The organism is Luteibacter rhizovicinus DSM 16549 (assembly GCF_001887595.1).
Taxonomy (GTDB): Bacteria; Pseudomonadota; Gammaproteobacteria; order Xanthomonadales; family Rhodanobacteraceae; genus Luteibacter; species Luteibacter rhizovicinus.
On record NZ_CP017480.1, the window covers coordinates 2412963 to 2429137 of the forward strand.

Below are 16175 nucleotides of genomic sequence, written 5' to 3' on the forward strand. Positions count from 1 at the left end.
AAAAAGGCCTGGGTTTCCCCAGGCCTTCGATCAAAAAAAGTCGATACTTTCTTATTAGAACGCGACGCTCGTCTTCAGACCAAGGACGAACGCGTTGTTGCGCTGGCTGCTGCCACCCGGATCCTGGATGTACTGGAGGTTCGGGCGGATCGCGATCGAGGGAATCGGCGACCAGCTGTAGAACACTTCAGAGACACGCTCGTAACCACGGTTGACGATGACGTCCGAACCCGTGAGTTCGTTGATCAGGCGCTGGTTCTTCGCGGCGTAACCACTGGCGTACGAACCACCGAAGGCGGCGCCGATGAAGTCGTTCGGGCGACCGAAGATGCCCTTGTACTCCATGCCGAGCGCGAACTGGTTGTTCGTGGCCGAGGTAGCGTGGTCGGCGGACGTGATGTTCAGGAACACCGTCGCACCTTCGCCGCCTGCCGTACCCGTGACCTGCTGCGAGAACGTGATCCACGCACCCTTGCGGCCGTCGTGCTGCAGGGCCGTGTTGCCGGTGAGGGCGATCGGCTGGTGGTTCACGTCGAGGTAGAGATCGTTACCCTTCGAGGTGTTGTACCAGACGCCTGCGCGGTACGAACCCGGCAGACCGTTGACGGTCGGCTTCCAGCCGAACTCCAGCGGGATCAGTGCGCCGGTGGTGCCGCTCGGGAAGCCAGGCACGAGACCGTTGTGCGACGCGTACGAGTCGTCGGCGTACTTCGGGTTCACCTGGTAGCCAGCGATCTGCACCCAGGTGTTCTCCGTCGTCGCGTACTTCACGACAGCGGCCCACTGGCTGGTCGGCCAGTTGATCCAGTAGTCGCCCACGATGTTACCCGGCTGGGCACCGCAGAACGTCAGGTTCTGGAAGTCGCACGAGAACTGGTTGACGTCTTCGCCTACCGGCAGACGACCCAGTTTCAAGGTCAGGCGATCGTCCAGGAACTTCTGCTCGAGGGCGAAGATCGTCAGATGCCAGGTCTGGCCGCGACCGTAGACTTCCTGAATGAGCTGGTTGTTGCCGATGTTCGCATCGGCACCGAGGTTGCGGCCGTTACGATCGGTCACGACGACGGTGAACTTCGCACCCTGCCAACCCCAGAGCTTCTGGAGATCGAACGAGGCACCGAGCTTCCACTGGTCGGTGTAACGCGTGATCTCGCGATCACCACCGGAATAGTTGTGCGCGAGCTCCGAGCCGTAGCCCAGATCGAAGGTGACGCCTTCATCGGCGAGGCGCGAGCGATTGCCGCCCCAGTCGCCGAACAGATATTTGCTGGTCGACATGTCGCTGAAGTCGGACTTCATCGTGTCGTCAGCGTGAGCGGCGGTAGCGCCGAGACCGAGGCAAGCGAGCATCAGACCGGCGAGGGGGCGCTTAGAAAATTTATTGAGCATTTACCCTTCTCCCTGAAAAAATTTAAGCTTTTTCGTTTATGGCTTTTGATTATTAAAGTTGCAACGCACAATACTCCCCGTGCGATCAACCGCCGCATTCTAGTGTTTTTGTCTTACTAATGCGTAGGCATCGCGAATTCTGCGCCAGCGCTTTCATCGTGGTTCAGCCAACGCTGTGTAACGGCTTTCTGTTTTGTGTAGAAACGCACGGATTCAGGGCCGTGAGCGTGATGATCACCCATGAGGCTCTTTTTCCATCCACCGAAGCTATGGAAGGCCATCGGCACGGGAATCGGAACATTGACGCCAATCATTCCTACCTGAACGCGATGCGCAAATTCTCGCGCAACCTGTCCGTCCCGCGTGAAGATCGCGGTGCCGTTGCCATATTCATGTTCATCAACGAGTTTCAACGCGCTGGCGAAATCGGGTACGCGAACCACGCAGAGCACCGGTCCGAAGATCTCTTCCTTATAGATACGCATGGCCGGCGTGACGCGATCGAACAGCGTGCCGCCGACGAAGAAGCCCTGTTCGCAACCTGCGACCTGGTAGCCACGACCATCGACGACGAGCTCCGCACCGGAGGCGACGCCATCATCGATGTAGCCGGTGATGCGGTCCTTGTGAACGCCGGTGACGACCGGGCCCATCTCCACGCTGTCATCCATGCCGTTGCCGATGCGCAATGCCTTCACGCGTGGCGCGAGCTTGGCCACCAACGCATCTGCCGTCGCTTCACCAACGGCCACGGCGACCGAGATCGCCATGCAGCGTTCGCCAGCGGCACCGTATCCGGCGCCGATCAGCGCGTCGGCGGTCTTGTCCAGATCCGCGTCCGGCATGATCACCATGTGGTTCTTTGCACCGCCAAGCGCCTGCACACGCTTGCCCTGCGACGTGCCGCGCGCGTAGATATACTCGGCGATCGGCGTGGAACCGACGAAGCTCACGGCGCGCACGAGTTCGTGATCGAGTAGCGCATCGACCGCGGTCTTGTCACCGTTGACCACGTTGAAGACGCCGTCGGGAAGACCGGCTTCTTTCAGCAGCTTGGCCAATTCGAGCGCGAGCGAGGGATCGCGTTCGGAGGGCTTCAGCACGAAGGTGTTGCCGCAGGCGATCGCCATGGGGAACATCCACATGGGTACCATCGCCGGGAAGTTGAACGGCGTGATGCCGACGCAGACGCCGATGGCCTGGCGCATGGTCCACGCATCGATGCCGTTGGCGATCTGCTCGGTGTACTCGCCCTTGAGCAGTTCGGGAATACCGCAGGCGTATTCGACCACTTCGAGGCCACGCACCACTTCGCCCTTCGCATCGGAAAGTACCTTGCCGTGCTCGGCAACGATGATGCGCGAGAGGCGATCCATGTCGCGCTCGATCAGTTCCTTCAGCTTGAACATGACGCGTGCGCGCTTCAGCGGCGGCAGCTGCGACCAGGCGGGGAAGGCGGCATGCGCCGCGCGTACGGCGTGATCGACGTCGGCGACGGAGGCCAGATCGACTTCCGAGGCGACGACACCGCGAGCCGGATCGTAAACCGGCGACGAGCCCGACGGCGTACCGGTGTACGGCTTGCCGGCGATGAAATGACCGATGCGGGGGAGGGTGTTGCTGGAGGGCTGGGCGGACATGACGTGGTTACTCCGATCGCGGCGCGTCAGCGCGCGATCATCCATTCGTGGGCGGGATCGTTGCGGAAATGCCATTCGCGGCGGGGACCGGCCATGACATTGAGGTAATAGCCGCGGTAGCCATGAGGCATCACGACGGGGTGGTAGCCGCGAGGGACCATCACGACATCGTGGTCACCGACGGCCATGGACTCGTCGATATCGCGATCGTCGGTGTACACGCGCTGGAAGGCGAAGCCCTGCGGCGGGTCGATGCGGTGGTAGTAGGTTTCTTCGAGCACGCTCTCTTCCGGCAGCGCATCGGTGTCGTGCTTGTGCGGCGGATAGCTGGACGAGTGTCCGGCAGGCGTGAGCACTTCGACGACGAGCAGCGATTCCGCCTGCTCGGTTTCCGGCAGCACGTCGCATACGTAGCGTGTGTTGGCGCCGGTGCCGCGTACCGAGCGCTTCATCGAGCCGGGCTCGATCAGGCGGGCATCCAGGCGACCGCTGGCCGGTGCCGAGGCGATGGCGAGCTCCGCGTCGGTCTGCGCGGTGACCTCATAGACGGACGACGGCGGTGCGTAGATGGCGTGGGTGGAGCGATCTTCGAACACGCTTTCGCGGCCACCCAGGCCCTTCCAGTCGTGACCGGCGACGAGGACATCCACGGTGCCGGTGAGGATCACCAGGCAGCCTTCACGGTCGGCGGGCAGGGTGATCGTGGTGGTCTCGCCCTTGGCGAGACGGCGTGCTTCGAAGCCCACGTGTTTCCAGTGGGCGGACTCGGGGGTTACGCGAACGATGGCCTCGCCTTGAGCGGCGGCCTTGACCAGCAGACTCATGCGACCTCCCGCACCGGTACGCCATCGAGCAGCGAGCGCAGCGTGTTGTAGCCCTTTTCGGCAAATTCGTAACTGGGCGCGACCGACGGATCCTGCTCGGCCTCGACCACCAGCCAGCCCTTGTAACCGTGCGTCTTGAGCCGGTCGATGATGCCGGCGAAGTCGATGCAGCCGTCGCCCGGCACGGTGAAGGCGCCATTGAGCACGGATTCGAGGAAGGTCCAGTGGCGGTTGCGTGCCATGCGCACCACGCCCGGGCGCACGTCCTTGCAATGGACGTGGCAGATGCGGTCGATGTGCTTGTTCAACACGGTGAGCGGATCGCCACCGCCGAAATACGTGTGGCCGCTGTCGAAGAGCAGGCCGACCTCGTCACCGGTGTTGGCCATGAGCTGGTCGACATCGTCGGGCGATTCCACGTAGGCACCCATGTGATGGTGATACGCGAGGCGTACGCCGCGGGAGAGCGTGAACTTCGCGAATTCCGTGAGGTTCTCGCCGTAGCGCTTCCACGCATCCGCGCTGCGGAAACGCGGACGCTTGTACAGCGGATGCGGTTCGCCCTGAATCGCGTCGGCGACTTCGCCGTAGACCATCACCTTGCAGCCGTTCTCGGCTAGCAGGCGCAGGTGCGTCTCGACCGCGACGATCTCCTCTTTCGCCGAACGGCCGGCGACGCGACCGCTGTACCAGCCGGAGACCACGTCGAGGCCGTAGCCGGCCATCAGCTCGCGCAGCGCGGCGGGATCCTTCGGGAATTTGTTGCCGAGTTCGAAGCCTTCGTAACCGATCGCCTTGCCTTCACTGAGCGCGGTGGAAAGCGGTGTCTCGCCACCGAGCGACGGGAGGTCGTCGTTGCTCCAGGAGATCGGGTTGATGCCGATGCGGATGGGGTCGTTCTTCATGCTGGCGTGTTCCTGGCCTTGCGGCCCACGGTGGCGGATTCATAGCCCGCGCGCGCGTCGCGCACGGCTTCCCGCGTGGAAACTTCCGGCACCGCCACTTCCCACCATACGCCGCCTTCTTCGGTCGTGCGCGTGTGGTCGGTATCGATGCTGATGAGATAGGTACGGTCGGCGTCGCGTGCGCGTTCCATGGCCGCTTCGAGGCCGGCGATATCGGCAACGTGCTCCGCGATGGCGCCCAGCGAGCGGGCGTGCGCGGCGAAGTCGATCATCGGCATGCCGTGGCTGCCCTGCACGCAGTCGTCGAACATATTGTTGAACGGTGCGCTGCCCGTGGCCTGCTGCAGGCGGTTGATGCAACCGTAGCCACGGTTGTCGAGCAGCACGATGATCAGCTTGGCGTCGAGCATCACCGACGTGGCGATTTCCGAGTTCATCATCAGGTAGCTGCCGTCGCCGACCATGACGATGACCTCGCGTTCCGGCGAGGCCATCTTGGCGCCGAGGCCGCCGGCGATCTCGTAACCCATGCACGAGTAGCCGTACTCCATGTGGTAGCCGCCCGGCGTTTCCGTCCGCCAGAGCTTTTCCAGCTCGGCGGGCAGGGTGCCGGCGGCGCAGAGCACGATGTCGTTGATCGTCGACTGCGACGACGAGCGCTGCACCGCGCCGATCACTTCGCCGTCGTAGGGAAGGCGGCCCGGCGGTGCGCTGCGCTGTTCGGTGATGCGCGAGACCACATGCACCCATTCACTGGCGGCATCGCGCGCCCGTGTGGTCCAGTCATCGGGTGCGGCCCAGTCCTCGAGACCGAAGCTGAGGTCGTCGAGCACCTGCCGGGCGTCGCCGATCACTTCGAGGCCTTCGCCCTTGAGTGCGTCGAACGCGTTCACGTTCACCGAGAGGATCGGCACGTGCGAGAACAAGGCGTTCGAGCCCGTGGTGAAGTCCTGCAGCCGCGTACCCACGGCGATGATCAGGTCGGCGTCGCGAAGCAGGGCATTGGCCGACGAGGAGCCGGAGACGCCAGCCGGACCGAGGTGCAGGGGATGGTTCCAGGGCAGGGCACCCTTACCGGCCTGGGTCTCGCACACCGGCACGCCATGCTTGTCGGCGAAGTCGAGCAGCGCGTGCGAGGCCTTGGCGTAGAGCACGCCGCCGCCGGCGATGATCACCGGACGTTCCGAGGCCTCGATGGCGTCGAGCGCATACATCAGCTCGTCATCGGTCGGCTGCGGTGCGCGGAAGACGATCTCACGCGGCTCGAAGAAGGCGAGGGGAAAATCCCAGGCTTCGGCCTGCACGTCCTGAGGGAGAGCCAGCGTAACCGGTCCGCAGAGCGCGGGATCGGTCAAGGCACGAATCGCCCGGGGCAGGGCGACCAGGAGCTGTTCGGGACGCACGATGCGGTCGAAGTAACGCGAGACCGGACGCAGCGTGTCGTTGACCGACACCGTGCCGTCCGAGAAATCCTCGAGCTGCTGGAGCACGGGATCCGGCGCGCGTGACACGAAAATATCGCCCGGCAACAACAACACCGGCAGGCGGTTGACGTGGGCGAGCGCGGCGGCGGTCACCAGGTTGGTCGCACCGGGGCCGATCGACGTCGTCACGGCCATCATGCGACGCCGCATGTTGGTCTTCGCGTACGCGATCGCGGCATGCGCCATCGCCTGTTCGTTATGTGCGCGGTAGGTCGGCAGCACGTGGCGCGATTCGTACAACGCCTCGCCGATACCGGCCACGTTGCCGTGGCCGAAAATGGCGAAGACGCCGCCGAACAACGGCGTGGACTCGTCGGAATCCGCGTCGCGGCCGCGCAGGGCGGCCAGGTAACGGATCAACGCCTGGGCGGCGGTAAGACGGATGGTTGCGCTCATGCGGCAGCGCCTTCCTTTATCCGCTGGTCCGGCGTGCGCCGTCCGTCGCGCCATAGCGCGATCATCCGCTCGAACGCGGCCCGGGCCTGCGCGACCAGGGTGGCATCGTCGATCTTGCCTGCCAGCCAGGCGGAGGCCGGCTCGATGAAGAGCGTACGGCCGACGGCGAAGCCGCGAACGGTGGCGCTCTCCTGGGCGTCGGCGAAGCCGGCGGCCAACGTATCCACGGGCGCATTGAGGCCGAGCAGGAGGACACCGCGGCAATACGGATCCCGCTCATGGATGAGCGCGTCGATCGCCGCCCAGGCGTCACGACGGGGCGGGCAAAGCTTCCACCAGTCCGGACGGATGCCGAGGTTGTAGATGCGCTTCATCGACCGCAGGACCTGGTCGTCGCGGTGCGCGGCGTCCTTGCAGCCCGGCGGGATGACCTCGAGCAGCAACTCGTGGCCGCTGACCTTCGCCGCGTCATAAAGCGCGAGCAGCTGGGTCTCCTGCTCCACGCGATGCATGGGGTCGGCGTCCGGGTCGAAGGCGACCAGGCACTTGATCACGTGCTCTTTCGGCCAGCTGACCAGCTGGGTGCCGATGGAGCGGCCGCGTTCGAACTCCAGCGGGTTGGAGCCGGGGACTTCCACCGGACGACCGATCCACCAGCCACGGCCGCTGGCCGCATTGAGTGCGTCCTGGCCGTAGCGATCGTCGGCGAGCAGGCCGATGTGGCCATGTAACTGGCCGGCACGCTCGGTGGCAGCGACCGCCTCGACGAGCAACTCCTTCAGGCGCGGGATCTTTGCTTCGTCGCCGCCGACCTCGCGGCTGAGTTCGAAGAACGGCGTGCGGTGGTCGAAGGCGAACACATACAGGTCATCCCATGCCTTGCGCGGCACCGAGGTGCGGTGCAGGTGGGAAAGCTCCTTGTCCAGGTCCGGACGCGGAATACCGCCCTCGCGGGCAAGGAAGGCATCCAGCTCGGCAGGACTCGGCATCGCCGGTGCGCAACCGTGGCGCGATACGACGATCGCGCCGCAGGCGTTGGCGAAGGCGCAGGACCGTTCGACCGACTCGCCGCTCAGCCAGCCGGTGAGAAAGCCGGAAAGGAAGGCATCGCCAGCGCCGAGCACGTTGAGTACTTCGACCCGGCTGCCGCGATACGTGGGCGCCTCCTCGATCGTGGCGGGAATGACGCCGTCGATGACGCTGCAGCCGATGGCGCCGCGCTTGACCACCAGGGTCGCCGCGGTGATTCCGCGAACGGCGCGCAGGGCGGCCATGAGGTCTTCGCTGCCACCGGCGATGTGGAACTCTTCCTCGGTACCGACGATGAGGTCGAAGCCGGGAAGGATCGCCTGCAAATGGCGCGTGACGTGATCGGCGGCGACGAAGCGCTGTTCGCCTTCGCCACGACCGGTCAGGCCCCAGAGCACCGGGCGGTAGTCGATATCGAGCACGGTGCGCACGTCGTGCTTGCGTGCCAGCTCGATCGCCCGCGAGCTCGCGGCGTGAACGCCGGGTTCGGAGAAGTGCGTGCCGGTGATGGCGAGCGCGCGACAGGTCGCGATGAACGCTTCGTCGATGTCGTCCGCGGTCAGTGCCATATCGGCGCAGTTTTCGCGATAGAACAGCAGCGGGAAGGTTTCGCGATCCTTGATGCCGAGGATCGCCAGCGCGGTGAGGCGCTCGTGATCGATCCGGATCTGGCTGATATCGCTGCCTTCGGCGGCGAGCGTCTCGGTGAGGAAGCGACCCATGTGGTCGTCACCGACGCGAGCGAGCATGGCGGAGTGCATGCCCAGGCGGGCCGTGCCGAAGGCGACGTTGGCCGAGGAGCCGCCAAGGTACTTGGCGAAGCTTGTCACGTCTTCGAGACGGGCGCCGATCTGCTGGGCGTAGAGATCCACGGCGAGCCGGCCGAGGCAGGCGACGTCGATGGGGCGGGAGGAGGAACGGGGCAGGGGGCTTCGCATAAGGGTTCCGTGATCAGGCCGCGTTGCGGCCTTCCAGTTCGTCGACCAGGCTCTGGATCTCCGTGCCGCCGGCCATCATGTCGAGCACCGCTTCCTTGGTGATGTCCTTCTTGGAGAAGGTGCCCATGGACTGGCCGCGGTTGAGCAGCGTGAAGCTGTCGGCGATCGGGTAAGCGTGGTGCACGTTATGGGTGATGAAGATCACCGAGATGCCGCGCTCGCGCGCCTGGTGGATGAGCTTGAGCACGTTGCACGATTGCTTGACGCCGAGAGCGGCGGTGGGCTCGTCGAGGATCAGCACCTTGGCGCCGAAGTGGATGGCGCGCGCAATGGCGAGGCACTGGCGTTCACCGCCGGACATCGTGCCCACCGGCTGGCTGGCATCGCGCACGCGGATGCCCATCTCGCTCAGCTTGTCCCGGGCGGTCTCGTTGGCATAGTTCATGTCGATGACGGGAATGACGCCGAACAGCTTCTTGCGCGGTTCGCGACCGGCGAAGAAGTTGCGTGCCACGCTCATCAGCGGCACGAGTGCGAGATCCTGGTAGACCGTGGCGATGCCGCGGTCGAGGGCTTCGCGCGGCGAGTTGAAGTGCACGGCCTCGCCGTCGACGCGGTAGGAGCCCGAGCTCGGCTGGTGAACGCCGGCCAGGGTCTTGATCAGCGTGGACTTGCCCGCGCCGTTATCGCCGAGCAGGCAATGCACTTCGCCGCGCTTGAGGCGCAGGGTGACGCCCTGCAGCGCAATGACGGTGCCGAAGAACTTGCTGACGTCGTCGAGTTCGAGGATGTAATCGTCGGCCATGGTGGCGCTCCTACTTCGTCGCCGCAGCGCGGCTGCGGATGTAATGGTTGAACAGCACCGCCAGCAGCAACATGCCGCCGAGGAAGACGCGGTACCAGTCGGAATCGATATTGGTGTACGAGATGCCGATCTGTACGACGCCGAAGATCAGCGCGCCGAAGCAGGCACCGATGACCGAACCGAAGCCACCGGTGAGCAGGGTGCCGCCGATGACCACGGCGATGATCGCTTCGAATTCCTTCTGCAGGCCGCGATCGGCCGCGGCGGAACCCACATCGGCGACCTGGAGCACGCCGAACAGGCAGGCGCAGAACGCGGTGAGGACGAACAGCGAGATCTTCACGCGACGCACCGGCACGCCGACATTCTTCGCGGCGTTGGAATCGCCGCCGACGGTGTAGATCCAGTTGCCGAAGCGGGTGCGTGCAAGCACGAAGCCGGCGGCGAGCGCCATGACGATCCACCAGACGAGCACCTTGGGCAGGCCACCGACCACCGGCTCGCCGCTGGGCAGCTTGGTGATCAGGTCCATGCTGGCCAGGCCGTTGAACAGCCAGTGGAAGGTCGTGCCCTGGAACACGGCGGAGATCACCGGATCGTCGGTGAACTTGTCGCCGATGCCGCTGACGATGGTGCTGTTGGCGAAGCTGGTGGAAAGCACCAGCGTGAGGCCACGCAGGATGAACATGAAAGCCAGCGTCACGATGAACGACGGCAGTTTCGTGCGGACGACCAGGTAGCCGTTGAGCGCGCCCAGCGCCATGGAACCGACGAAGGCGAAGATCACCGCGGCCCACAGCGGCCAGCCGAGGTACATGGGTGGAATGGCGACCATGACGCCGGCGAAGCCGATCATCGAACCCATCGACAGATCGAATTCGCCGGCAATCATGAGGAGGCAGGCGCCCACGGCGATGATGCCGAGGTAGCCCGCCACCTGGGCCCAGTTGATGATGCCATCGAGCGCGAACATGCCCGAGCCGCCGGCGAAAACGCCGAAGAAGGCGAAGACGAGCACCGTGCCCGCGATGGACCCGAGCTCGGGCCGGTCGAGCAGGATGCGCCACGGTGACAGCTTGCGTACGCGTTCGTCCGTGGGTTTCGTATCAGTCATGTTGGTAACGCTCTGGTTGATGGCACTCATGGCTCTTGGTCCTTACCTGTCGCTCAGCGGTACGTGCCGGCGTATTTTTCGACCGTCGCCACGTTGTCCTTGGTGACGAACGCGGGACCCGAGCTGACGCCCGTGGCGGTATAGACCGGATGCAGGTCGTACTGCGTCAGGCGGGCCTGGAACTTCGGGTTGGCCTTCAGCGCGGCGATGATCTTTGCCGGGTCGTTGGTCTTCTGGTCATGCGCGATCACCAGGGCGGCGATACCCATGTAGCCCTGCAGGTAGGGCTGCTGGTCGATCGCGTACTGGATGGTTCCGGACTTGATGCCGGCGATGATCGCGGGCGAGAGGTCGAAGGTGCCGAAGTTGATCTTGCCGGCCAGGTGCATGTCGTTGACGACCTTGATGGTCGGTTCGGCGGCATTCGGGCCGAGGGCCAGGATGGCCTGGGTCTTCGGGTTGCTGCGCAGGTAAGCGCTGACCTTGCTGGCGACCACGGTCGGGTCCATGCCGGTATCGATCATGGACGTCTTGCGCCAGTCCTTCACACCAATAGCGTCGGCAAAGCCCTGGCAGCGTTCGAACGAGGCGTTGTTGGTCGCGTAGTGGTTCACGCAGACGAAGCTGGTGACGCCCGCGGCCTTGGCCCGGTCACCGGCAGCCTTGCCGGCGTCGTACTCACCCTGGCCCACGTGCAGGATCGCACCGAGCTTCTTGCTCTCGTCCGGCGTGCCCGAGTTGATCGTGACGATGGGGATGCCCTTGGCCGAGACCTTGGCGGCGGGGGCCTTGAGTACCGCGAAGCTGGCGATATCGAAGGCGACGCCCTGGTAGTTGCGGGCCGCTGCCGATTCCAGCTGGCGAGCCATTTCGCTCAGGTCGCCGTTACCGGAACCGCGATAGTCGACATCGACGCCGAAATCTTCGCCGGCCTGCTTGATCGAGTTCTTGATGGTGTTCCACCAGGAATCCGAATCCGCGGCGTGGGTAACCAGGACGTAACGGTCGCCGGGGGCCGCCTGGGAGGCGGGGGCGGCGAGGCCGAGGCCGAGGGCAAGGGCTGCAGCCAGGGTGGCTTGAATCAGTTTGGATCGCATAGTGCCTCCACAGGAGACCGGGTCTACCGGCCGGACGGGTGTCGAACGCGACGCGGCCGTACGGGCCGCTTTTTTGCCGAAAGCGGACCGAGCATGGACCCGCCGTTCCAGCGTTGCAATTTGCATTGCAGCAAAAAAATAAATGGAAAATTCATTCCATCGCGTGCTTCAATGCGGCCGGTCCCCACTGGAGCGCCCGATGGCCAAACGAAGCGAAGCCGATGCCCTCATGCAGCGCATCGCCGAGGAGTTCGAGGCCCTCCCGCGCCAGTTGCAGGGGGTGGCGCGGTACCTTGAGGAACATCGCAGTTCGATCATGGTCCAGCGCGTCGGTGAGATTGCCGAAGGCTGCGGCGTGCATGCCTCGGCGGTGGTCCGTTTCGCCCAGCGCTTCGGCTATTCCGGCTTCACCGAGATGCAGTCGGTGTTCCGCGACGCATTCACCGCGCAGGCGTCGCCCTCGCGCAGCTACCAGCAGCGCATCCGCAGCGTGATCAAGAACCGCGCGTCGGCGATGCCGGCCGTGGAGATCGCCTCGCGCTTCATCGATGCCAGCCGTGCCGGCCTGGACGAGCTTGCCGAGCAACTCGACGAGACGCGTTTCCAGAAGGCCGTGGACATGCTTGCCACCGCCGAGAACATCTACGTGATGGGCGTGCGGCGCTCGTTCGCCATCGCTACGTATATCGCCTATGCGCTGCAGCACACGCAGAAGCGCGTGCACCTGGTCAGTGGCCTGGGTGGCATGTTCCGCGAGCAGTTGCGCAGCATGGGCAAGGGCGATGCACTCATCGCCATCAGTTTTCCGCCGTTTGGCAAGGAAACGCTTTACGCGATGCGGGTGGCGCAACAGCACAAGGCTAGTGTGCTGGCTATCACCGAGAGCGATCTCGGCCCGCTCGCCCGCCATTCGGACGTTTTGCTCAAGGTGAAGGAGGGGAGCGCCTTCGCGTTCCGAGGCCTCACCAGCACCATGTGCCTGTGCCAGGCGTTGTTCGTCGCGCTGGCCTACCGGCTCGAACTCACAGTTGAAGAAACACTTCCCCGAGGAGAATACGATGATTGAAGTTGCCGTTCTCGGTGCCGGTCGCATCGGCAAGATTCACGCGGGCAATGTCGCCCGCCACCCGGAAGCGCGCCTGCGCTATGTGGTGGACGTGCACGCGCCCTCGGCGCAGGAACTTGCGGACAAGCATGCTGCGAAGGTCGCCACGGTCGACGAGGCCCTGAATGATCCGGCCGTCGGCGCCGTCGTCATCGGTTCCAGCACGGATACGCATGCCGACCTGATTCATCGTGCCGCCGCCGCGGGCAAGGCGATTTTCTGCGAGAAGCCGGTCGACCTCGACGTGGAGCGCGCGCGCTCCTGTCAGGCTGCCGTGGAAAAAGCCGGCGTGGTTTGCATGATCGCGTTCCAGCGTCGTTTCGATCCGACCTTCTCGGCGTTGAAGAAGCGCCTGGTCGACGGCGAGATCGGTACGCCGGAACTGCTCATCGTCACCAGTCGCGATCCGGGCGCGCCGCCGGTGAGCTACATCAAGAGCTCGGGCGGCATCTTCAAGGACATGCTGATCCACGACTTCGACATCTTCCGCTGGATCCTCGACGACGAAGCCGTGAGCGTGCACGCCACCGGCAGCTGCCTGACCGATCCGGCGATCGAGGCGGCCGGCGACATCGATACCACGGCCGTCACCATTCGCACGAAAAGCGGCAGGCTCTGCCAGATCAATACCTCGCGCCGCGCGGCCTACGGTTACGACCAGCGCTTCGAGGTGCTCGGCAGCAAGGGCATGCTCCAGGCCGGCAATGTGTCGCCGACCCAGGTGGTGTCGCACACGTCTAAGCACATCGCCCATGATCTCCCGGAGCACTTTTTCCTCGAGCGTTATCGCGAGGCCTATGCTGCGGAAATCGCCCACTTCTTCGATGCGCTGGTGGCGGGTACGCCGGTGCGCACCACGATCGCCGATGGCATCAAGGCGCTGGAGCTGGCCGAAGCCGCGGCACGTTCCTGGCGTGAAGGCCAGGCCGTGGCCGTGAACATCTGACCCGGAGCGCCTTCCATGACTTCCCTTCGTATCGGCCTCGCCGGCCTCGGTCGGCTCGGCCAGCGCTATGCCGAGAACCTCGCCCGGGCCGTGCCGCGGGCCGAGCTGGCCGCCGTATGCAGTCCCGTCGAGAGCGAGCGCGCCTGGGCGCGCGACACGCTTGGCATTTCGACCATCTACACCGACTACGCGGAGATGCTCGCCGATCCCTCGCTCGACGCCGTCTTCCTGGTCACGCCGACCTCGTTGCATGCATCGCAGATCGAGCAGGCGCTCGATGCGGGCAAGCACGTATTCTGCGAGAAGCCGTTGTCGCTGGAGCTGGAAGACTGCCGCCGTGCCGCTGCGCATGCGGAAAAGGCCGGCAAGCGGGCGATGGTCGGTTTCGTCCGGCGCTTCGACGAGAGCTACCGGCATGCGTTCCAGCACATCGAGGCCGGCGGCATCGGCAGCCCGTTCCTGGTCTATTCGCAGACGACCGACCTTGCCGACCCCAGCGGTGCCTTCCTGAAGTTCGCGCCGACCAGCGGCGGGATCTTCCTCGATTGCAGCGTGCACGACGTGGACCTGGCGCGCTGGTTGCTCGGCCGCCCGAAGGCGAAGAAGGTCTATTCGACCGGCACGGTGGCGATGTATCCGCCGTTGGAGGCCATGGGCGATGTGGATAACGGGATCGCGATCGTCGAGTTCGAAGGCGGCCGCATGGCGATGTTCTATGCCTCGCGCACGCAGGCTCATGGGCACGACACGCACACCGATGTCACGGGCACGGCGGGGCGTGTGAGCGTCGGCCGTAATCCGCGCGCGGATCGCGTGGAGATCGCCGATGCGCATGGTGTGCGGAATACGGTGGTGCCGTCGTTCTACGAGCGCTTCGCCCCGGCCTTCGTGACCCAGGCGAAGCATTTCGTCGATGCGGTGCTCGATGACACCCCGTTCGAGCTGACGATGGACGACGCGGTCGAGGCGACGCGGATCGCCGTGGCCTTGCGGGAGTCGTTGCAGAGCGGGCAGCCGGTTTTGCTGGACTGAGGTGCAAGAGCCTCTGCGAGGCTCAGGTGCAAGAGCATCGCCGATGAATCGGCTCCCACAGAAAGCGGCTCCCACAGGAAGCAGCTCCTGCTCCCTGTGGGAGCCGATTCATCGGCGATAGGGTGCTAGCCGAACCCCTCATGAAACCCTCATGAAAATCCCTTCATAAACCTTCAATGACGCACCGCAACAACGCCAAGGTATAATCCTCCGGCCATGTCTCTCCCTCCCCTCGTTCCTACCCGCGGCCGGCGCTTCGCCGTGACCGCGCGCATCCTCTCCTCGGTCGTCTTCTCCTTCGTCTGCTACCTGTGCATCGGCATTCCGCTTGCCGTGTTGCCGGGCTTTGCACACCTCGACCTGGGCTATTCCACGATCATCGCCGGCCTGGCCGTGAGTGCGCAGTATCTTGCGACCCTGCTCAGTCGGCCGCATGCCGGCCGCATGGCGGATGCGATGGGGCCGAAACGGACCGTCGTCGCCGGCTTGGTCGTGCTGGCGATTTCCGGCCTGTTCCTCGCTCTCGGCGCCATCGTGCCGAAGATGCCGGGGCTGTCGCTCACCCTGATCCTGCTGAGCCGCCTCGGCCTTGGATTTGCCGAAAGCTGGGTCAGCACCGGGGCGATCACCTGGGGTATCGGCGGCATAGGCGGCGAGCACACGGCGCGGGTGATCTCCTGGAACGGCATCGCCACTTACGGCGGCATCGCCGTCGGTGCGCCGCTGGGTGTGACCCTGGCGCGGGATCATGGCCTCATTTCGCTGGGTATCCTCACCTTCGCTCTTGGACTCGTGGCGCTGCCCTTTGCGCTGATGAAGGCACGCATCGCGCCGAGTCATGGCGAGCGTCTGCCGTTCAAGAGCGTGCTGACGCGCGTCATGCCCTATGGCGCGGGCCTGGCGCTGGGCTCGATCGGCTTCGGTTCCCTGTCGACCTTCGTGGCCTTGTATTACGCCAGCCGCGACTGGTCGGATGCGGCGCTTTCCCTCTCGGTGTTCGGCGGCTGCTTCATCGGCATTCGCCTGATTTTCGGCAATGCGATCGACCGCTTCGGCGGCTATCGCGTCGCCATCGTCTCGTTCGTGGTCGAATGCCTCGGGCTGATCCTGCTCTGGCTCGGCACGACCCCCCACGCCGCACTTGCCGGTGCCGCGCTGACCGGATCGGGCTTTGCCCTGGTCTTTCCCGCGCTGGGCGTCGAAGCCGTCGGCCGGGTCAGCACGCACAATCGCGGCGCGGCGCTGGGTGCCTATTCGGTCTTCCTCGATGTCGCCTTGGGCCTGACGGGTCCGGTTGGCGGCTGGATCGCAGGCTTGTACGACTATCCCGCCATCTTCCTGGCAGCGGGTTTCGCGGCGCTGGCGGCGGCGATCCTGTCGGTGTCGCTGTACCTGCGTTTCGGTCGCGATGCACCGCCGCGCGATCAGCGGGCCAATGCACGGGCATAATGGCCGTCTGATCCCTCACGAG

At 64.8% G+C, this 16175-nt stretch carries 13 protein-coding genes; 4 read left to right on the plus strand and 9 right to left on the minus strand.

Annotation, left to right across the window (positions count from 1 at the left end):
- Positions 1–54 precede the first annotated feature (54 nt).
- From BJI69_RS10880 to BJI69_RS10920, 9 genes are all read right to left on the minus strand, one after another.
- Complete coding sequence (locus BJI69_RS10880; RefSeq protein WP_046980652.1) at positions 55–1389, minus strand: carbohydrate porin; 1335 nt, start codon at positions 1387–1389, stop codon at positions 55–57.
- Positions 1390–1505: 116 nt separating this feature from the next.
- Complete coding sequence (locus tag BJI69_RS10885; RefSeq protein ID WP_071925086.1) at positions 1506–3029, minus strand: CoA-acylating methylmalonate-semialdehyde dehydrogenase; 1524 nt, start codon at positions 3027–3029, stop codon at positions 1506–1508.
- Positions 3030–3055: 26 nt separating this feature from the next.
- Positions 3056–3853 carry a 5-deoxy-glucuronate isomerase gene (iolB, locus tag BJI69_RS10890; protein ID WP_071924928.1) on the minus strand — a complete coding sequence of 266 codons (798 nt, stop codon included), beginning with the start codon at positions 3851–3853 and terminating at the stop codon, positions 3056–3058.
- On the minus strand, positions 3850–4758 hold the full coding sequence (gene iolE, locus BJI69_RS10895; RefSeq protein WP_071924929.1) for a myo-inosose-2 dehydratase: 909 nt from the start codon (positions 4756–4758) through the stop codon (positions 3850–3852). Before iolE ends, iolB begins: the two co-directional genes overlap by 4 nt.
- Complete coding sequence (gene iolD / locus BJI69_RS10900; protein ID WP_071924930.1) at positions 4755–6638, minus strand: 3D-(3,5/4)-trihydroxycyclohexane-1,2-dione acylhydrolase (decyclizing); 1884 nt, start codon at positions 6636–6638, stop codon at positions 4755–4757. Before iolD ends, iolE begins: the two co-directional genes overlap by 4 nt.
- On the minus strand, positions 6635–8605 hold the full coding sequence (locus BJI69_RS10905) for a bifunctional 5-dehydro-2-deoxygluconokinase/5-dehydro-2-deoxyphosphogluconate aldolase (RefSeq protein ID WP_071924931.1): 1971 nt from the start codon (positions 8603–8605) through the stop codon (positions 6635–6637). Before BJI69_RS10905 ends, iolD begins: the two co-directional genes overlap by 4 nt.
- 13 nt (positions 8606–8618) lie before the next feature.
- Complete coding sequence (locus BJI69_RS10910; protein ID WP_046968643.1) at positions 8619–9410, minus strand: ATP-binding cassette domain-containing protein; 792 nt, start codon at positions 9408–9410, stop codon at positions 8619–8621.
- Positions 9411–9420: 10 nt separating this feature from the next.
- On the minus strand, positions 9421–10554 hold the full coding sequence (locus BJI69_RS10915) for an ABC transporter permease (protein WP_046968644.1): 1134 nt from the start codon (positions 10552–10554) through the stop codon (positions 9421–9423).
- A 23-nt stretch (positions 10555–10577) separates the two neighbouring features.
- Positions 10578–11621, minus strand: a complete 1044-nt coding sequence (locus tag BJI69_RS10920; protein ID WP_046968645.1) for a sugar ABC transporter substrate-binding protein — start codon at positions 11619–11621, stop codon at positions 10578–10580.
- 199 nt (positions 11622–11820) lie between these two features.
- Here BJI69_RS10920 and BJI69_RS10925 point away from each other — a divergent pair, with 199 nt between their 5' ends.
- From BJI69_RS10925 to BJI69_RS10940, 4 genes are all read left to right on the plus strand, one after another.
- Entirely contained in the window at positions 11821–12687 is an 867-nt protein-coding gene (locus BJI69_RS10925) for a MurR/RpiR family transcriptional regulator (protein ID WP_046968646.1), read from the plus strand.
- Positions 12680–13672, plus strand: a complete 993-nt coding sequence (iolG, locus tag BJI69_RS10930) for an inositol 2-dehydrogenase (RefSeq protein ID WP_046968647.1) — start codon at positions 12680–12682, stop codon at positions 13670–13672. Before BJI69_RS10925 ends, iolG begins: the two co-directional genes overlap by 8 nt.
- 15 nt (positions 13673–13687) lie before the next feature.
- Positions 13688–14704, plus strand: a complete 1017-nt coding sequence (locus BJI69_RS10935; RefSeq protein ID WP_046968648.1) for a Gfo/Idh/MocA family oxidoreductase — start codon at positions 13688–13690, stop codon at positions 14702–14704.
- Positions 14705–14920: 216 nt separating this feature from the next.
- The gene (locus tag BJI69_RS10940) at positions 14921–16153 is read left to right on the plus strand and encodes an MFS transporter (protein WP_071924932.1); all 1233 of its coding nucleotides are present in this window, start codon (positions 14921–14923) and stop codon (positions 16151–16153) included.
- Positions 16154–16175: the final 22 nt, after the last annotated feature.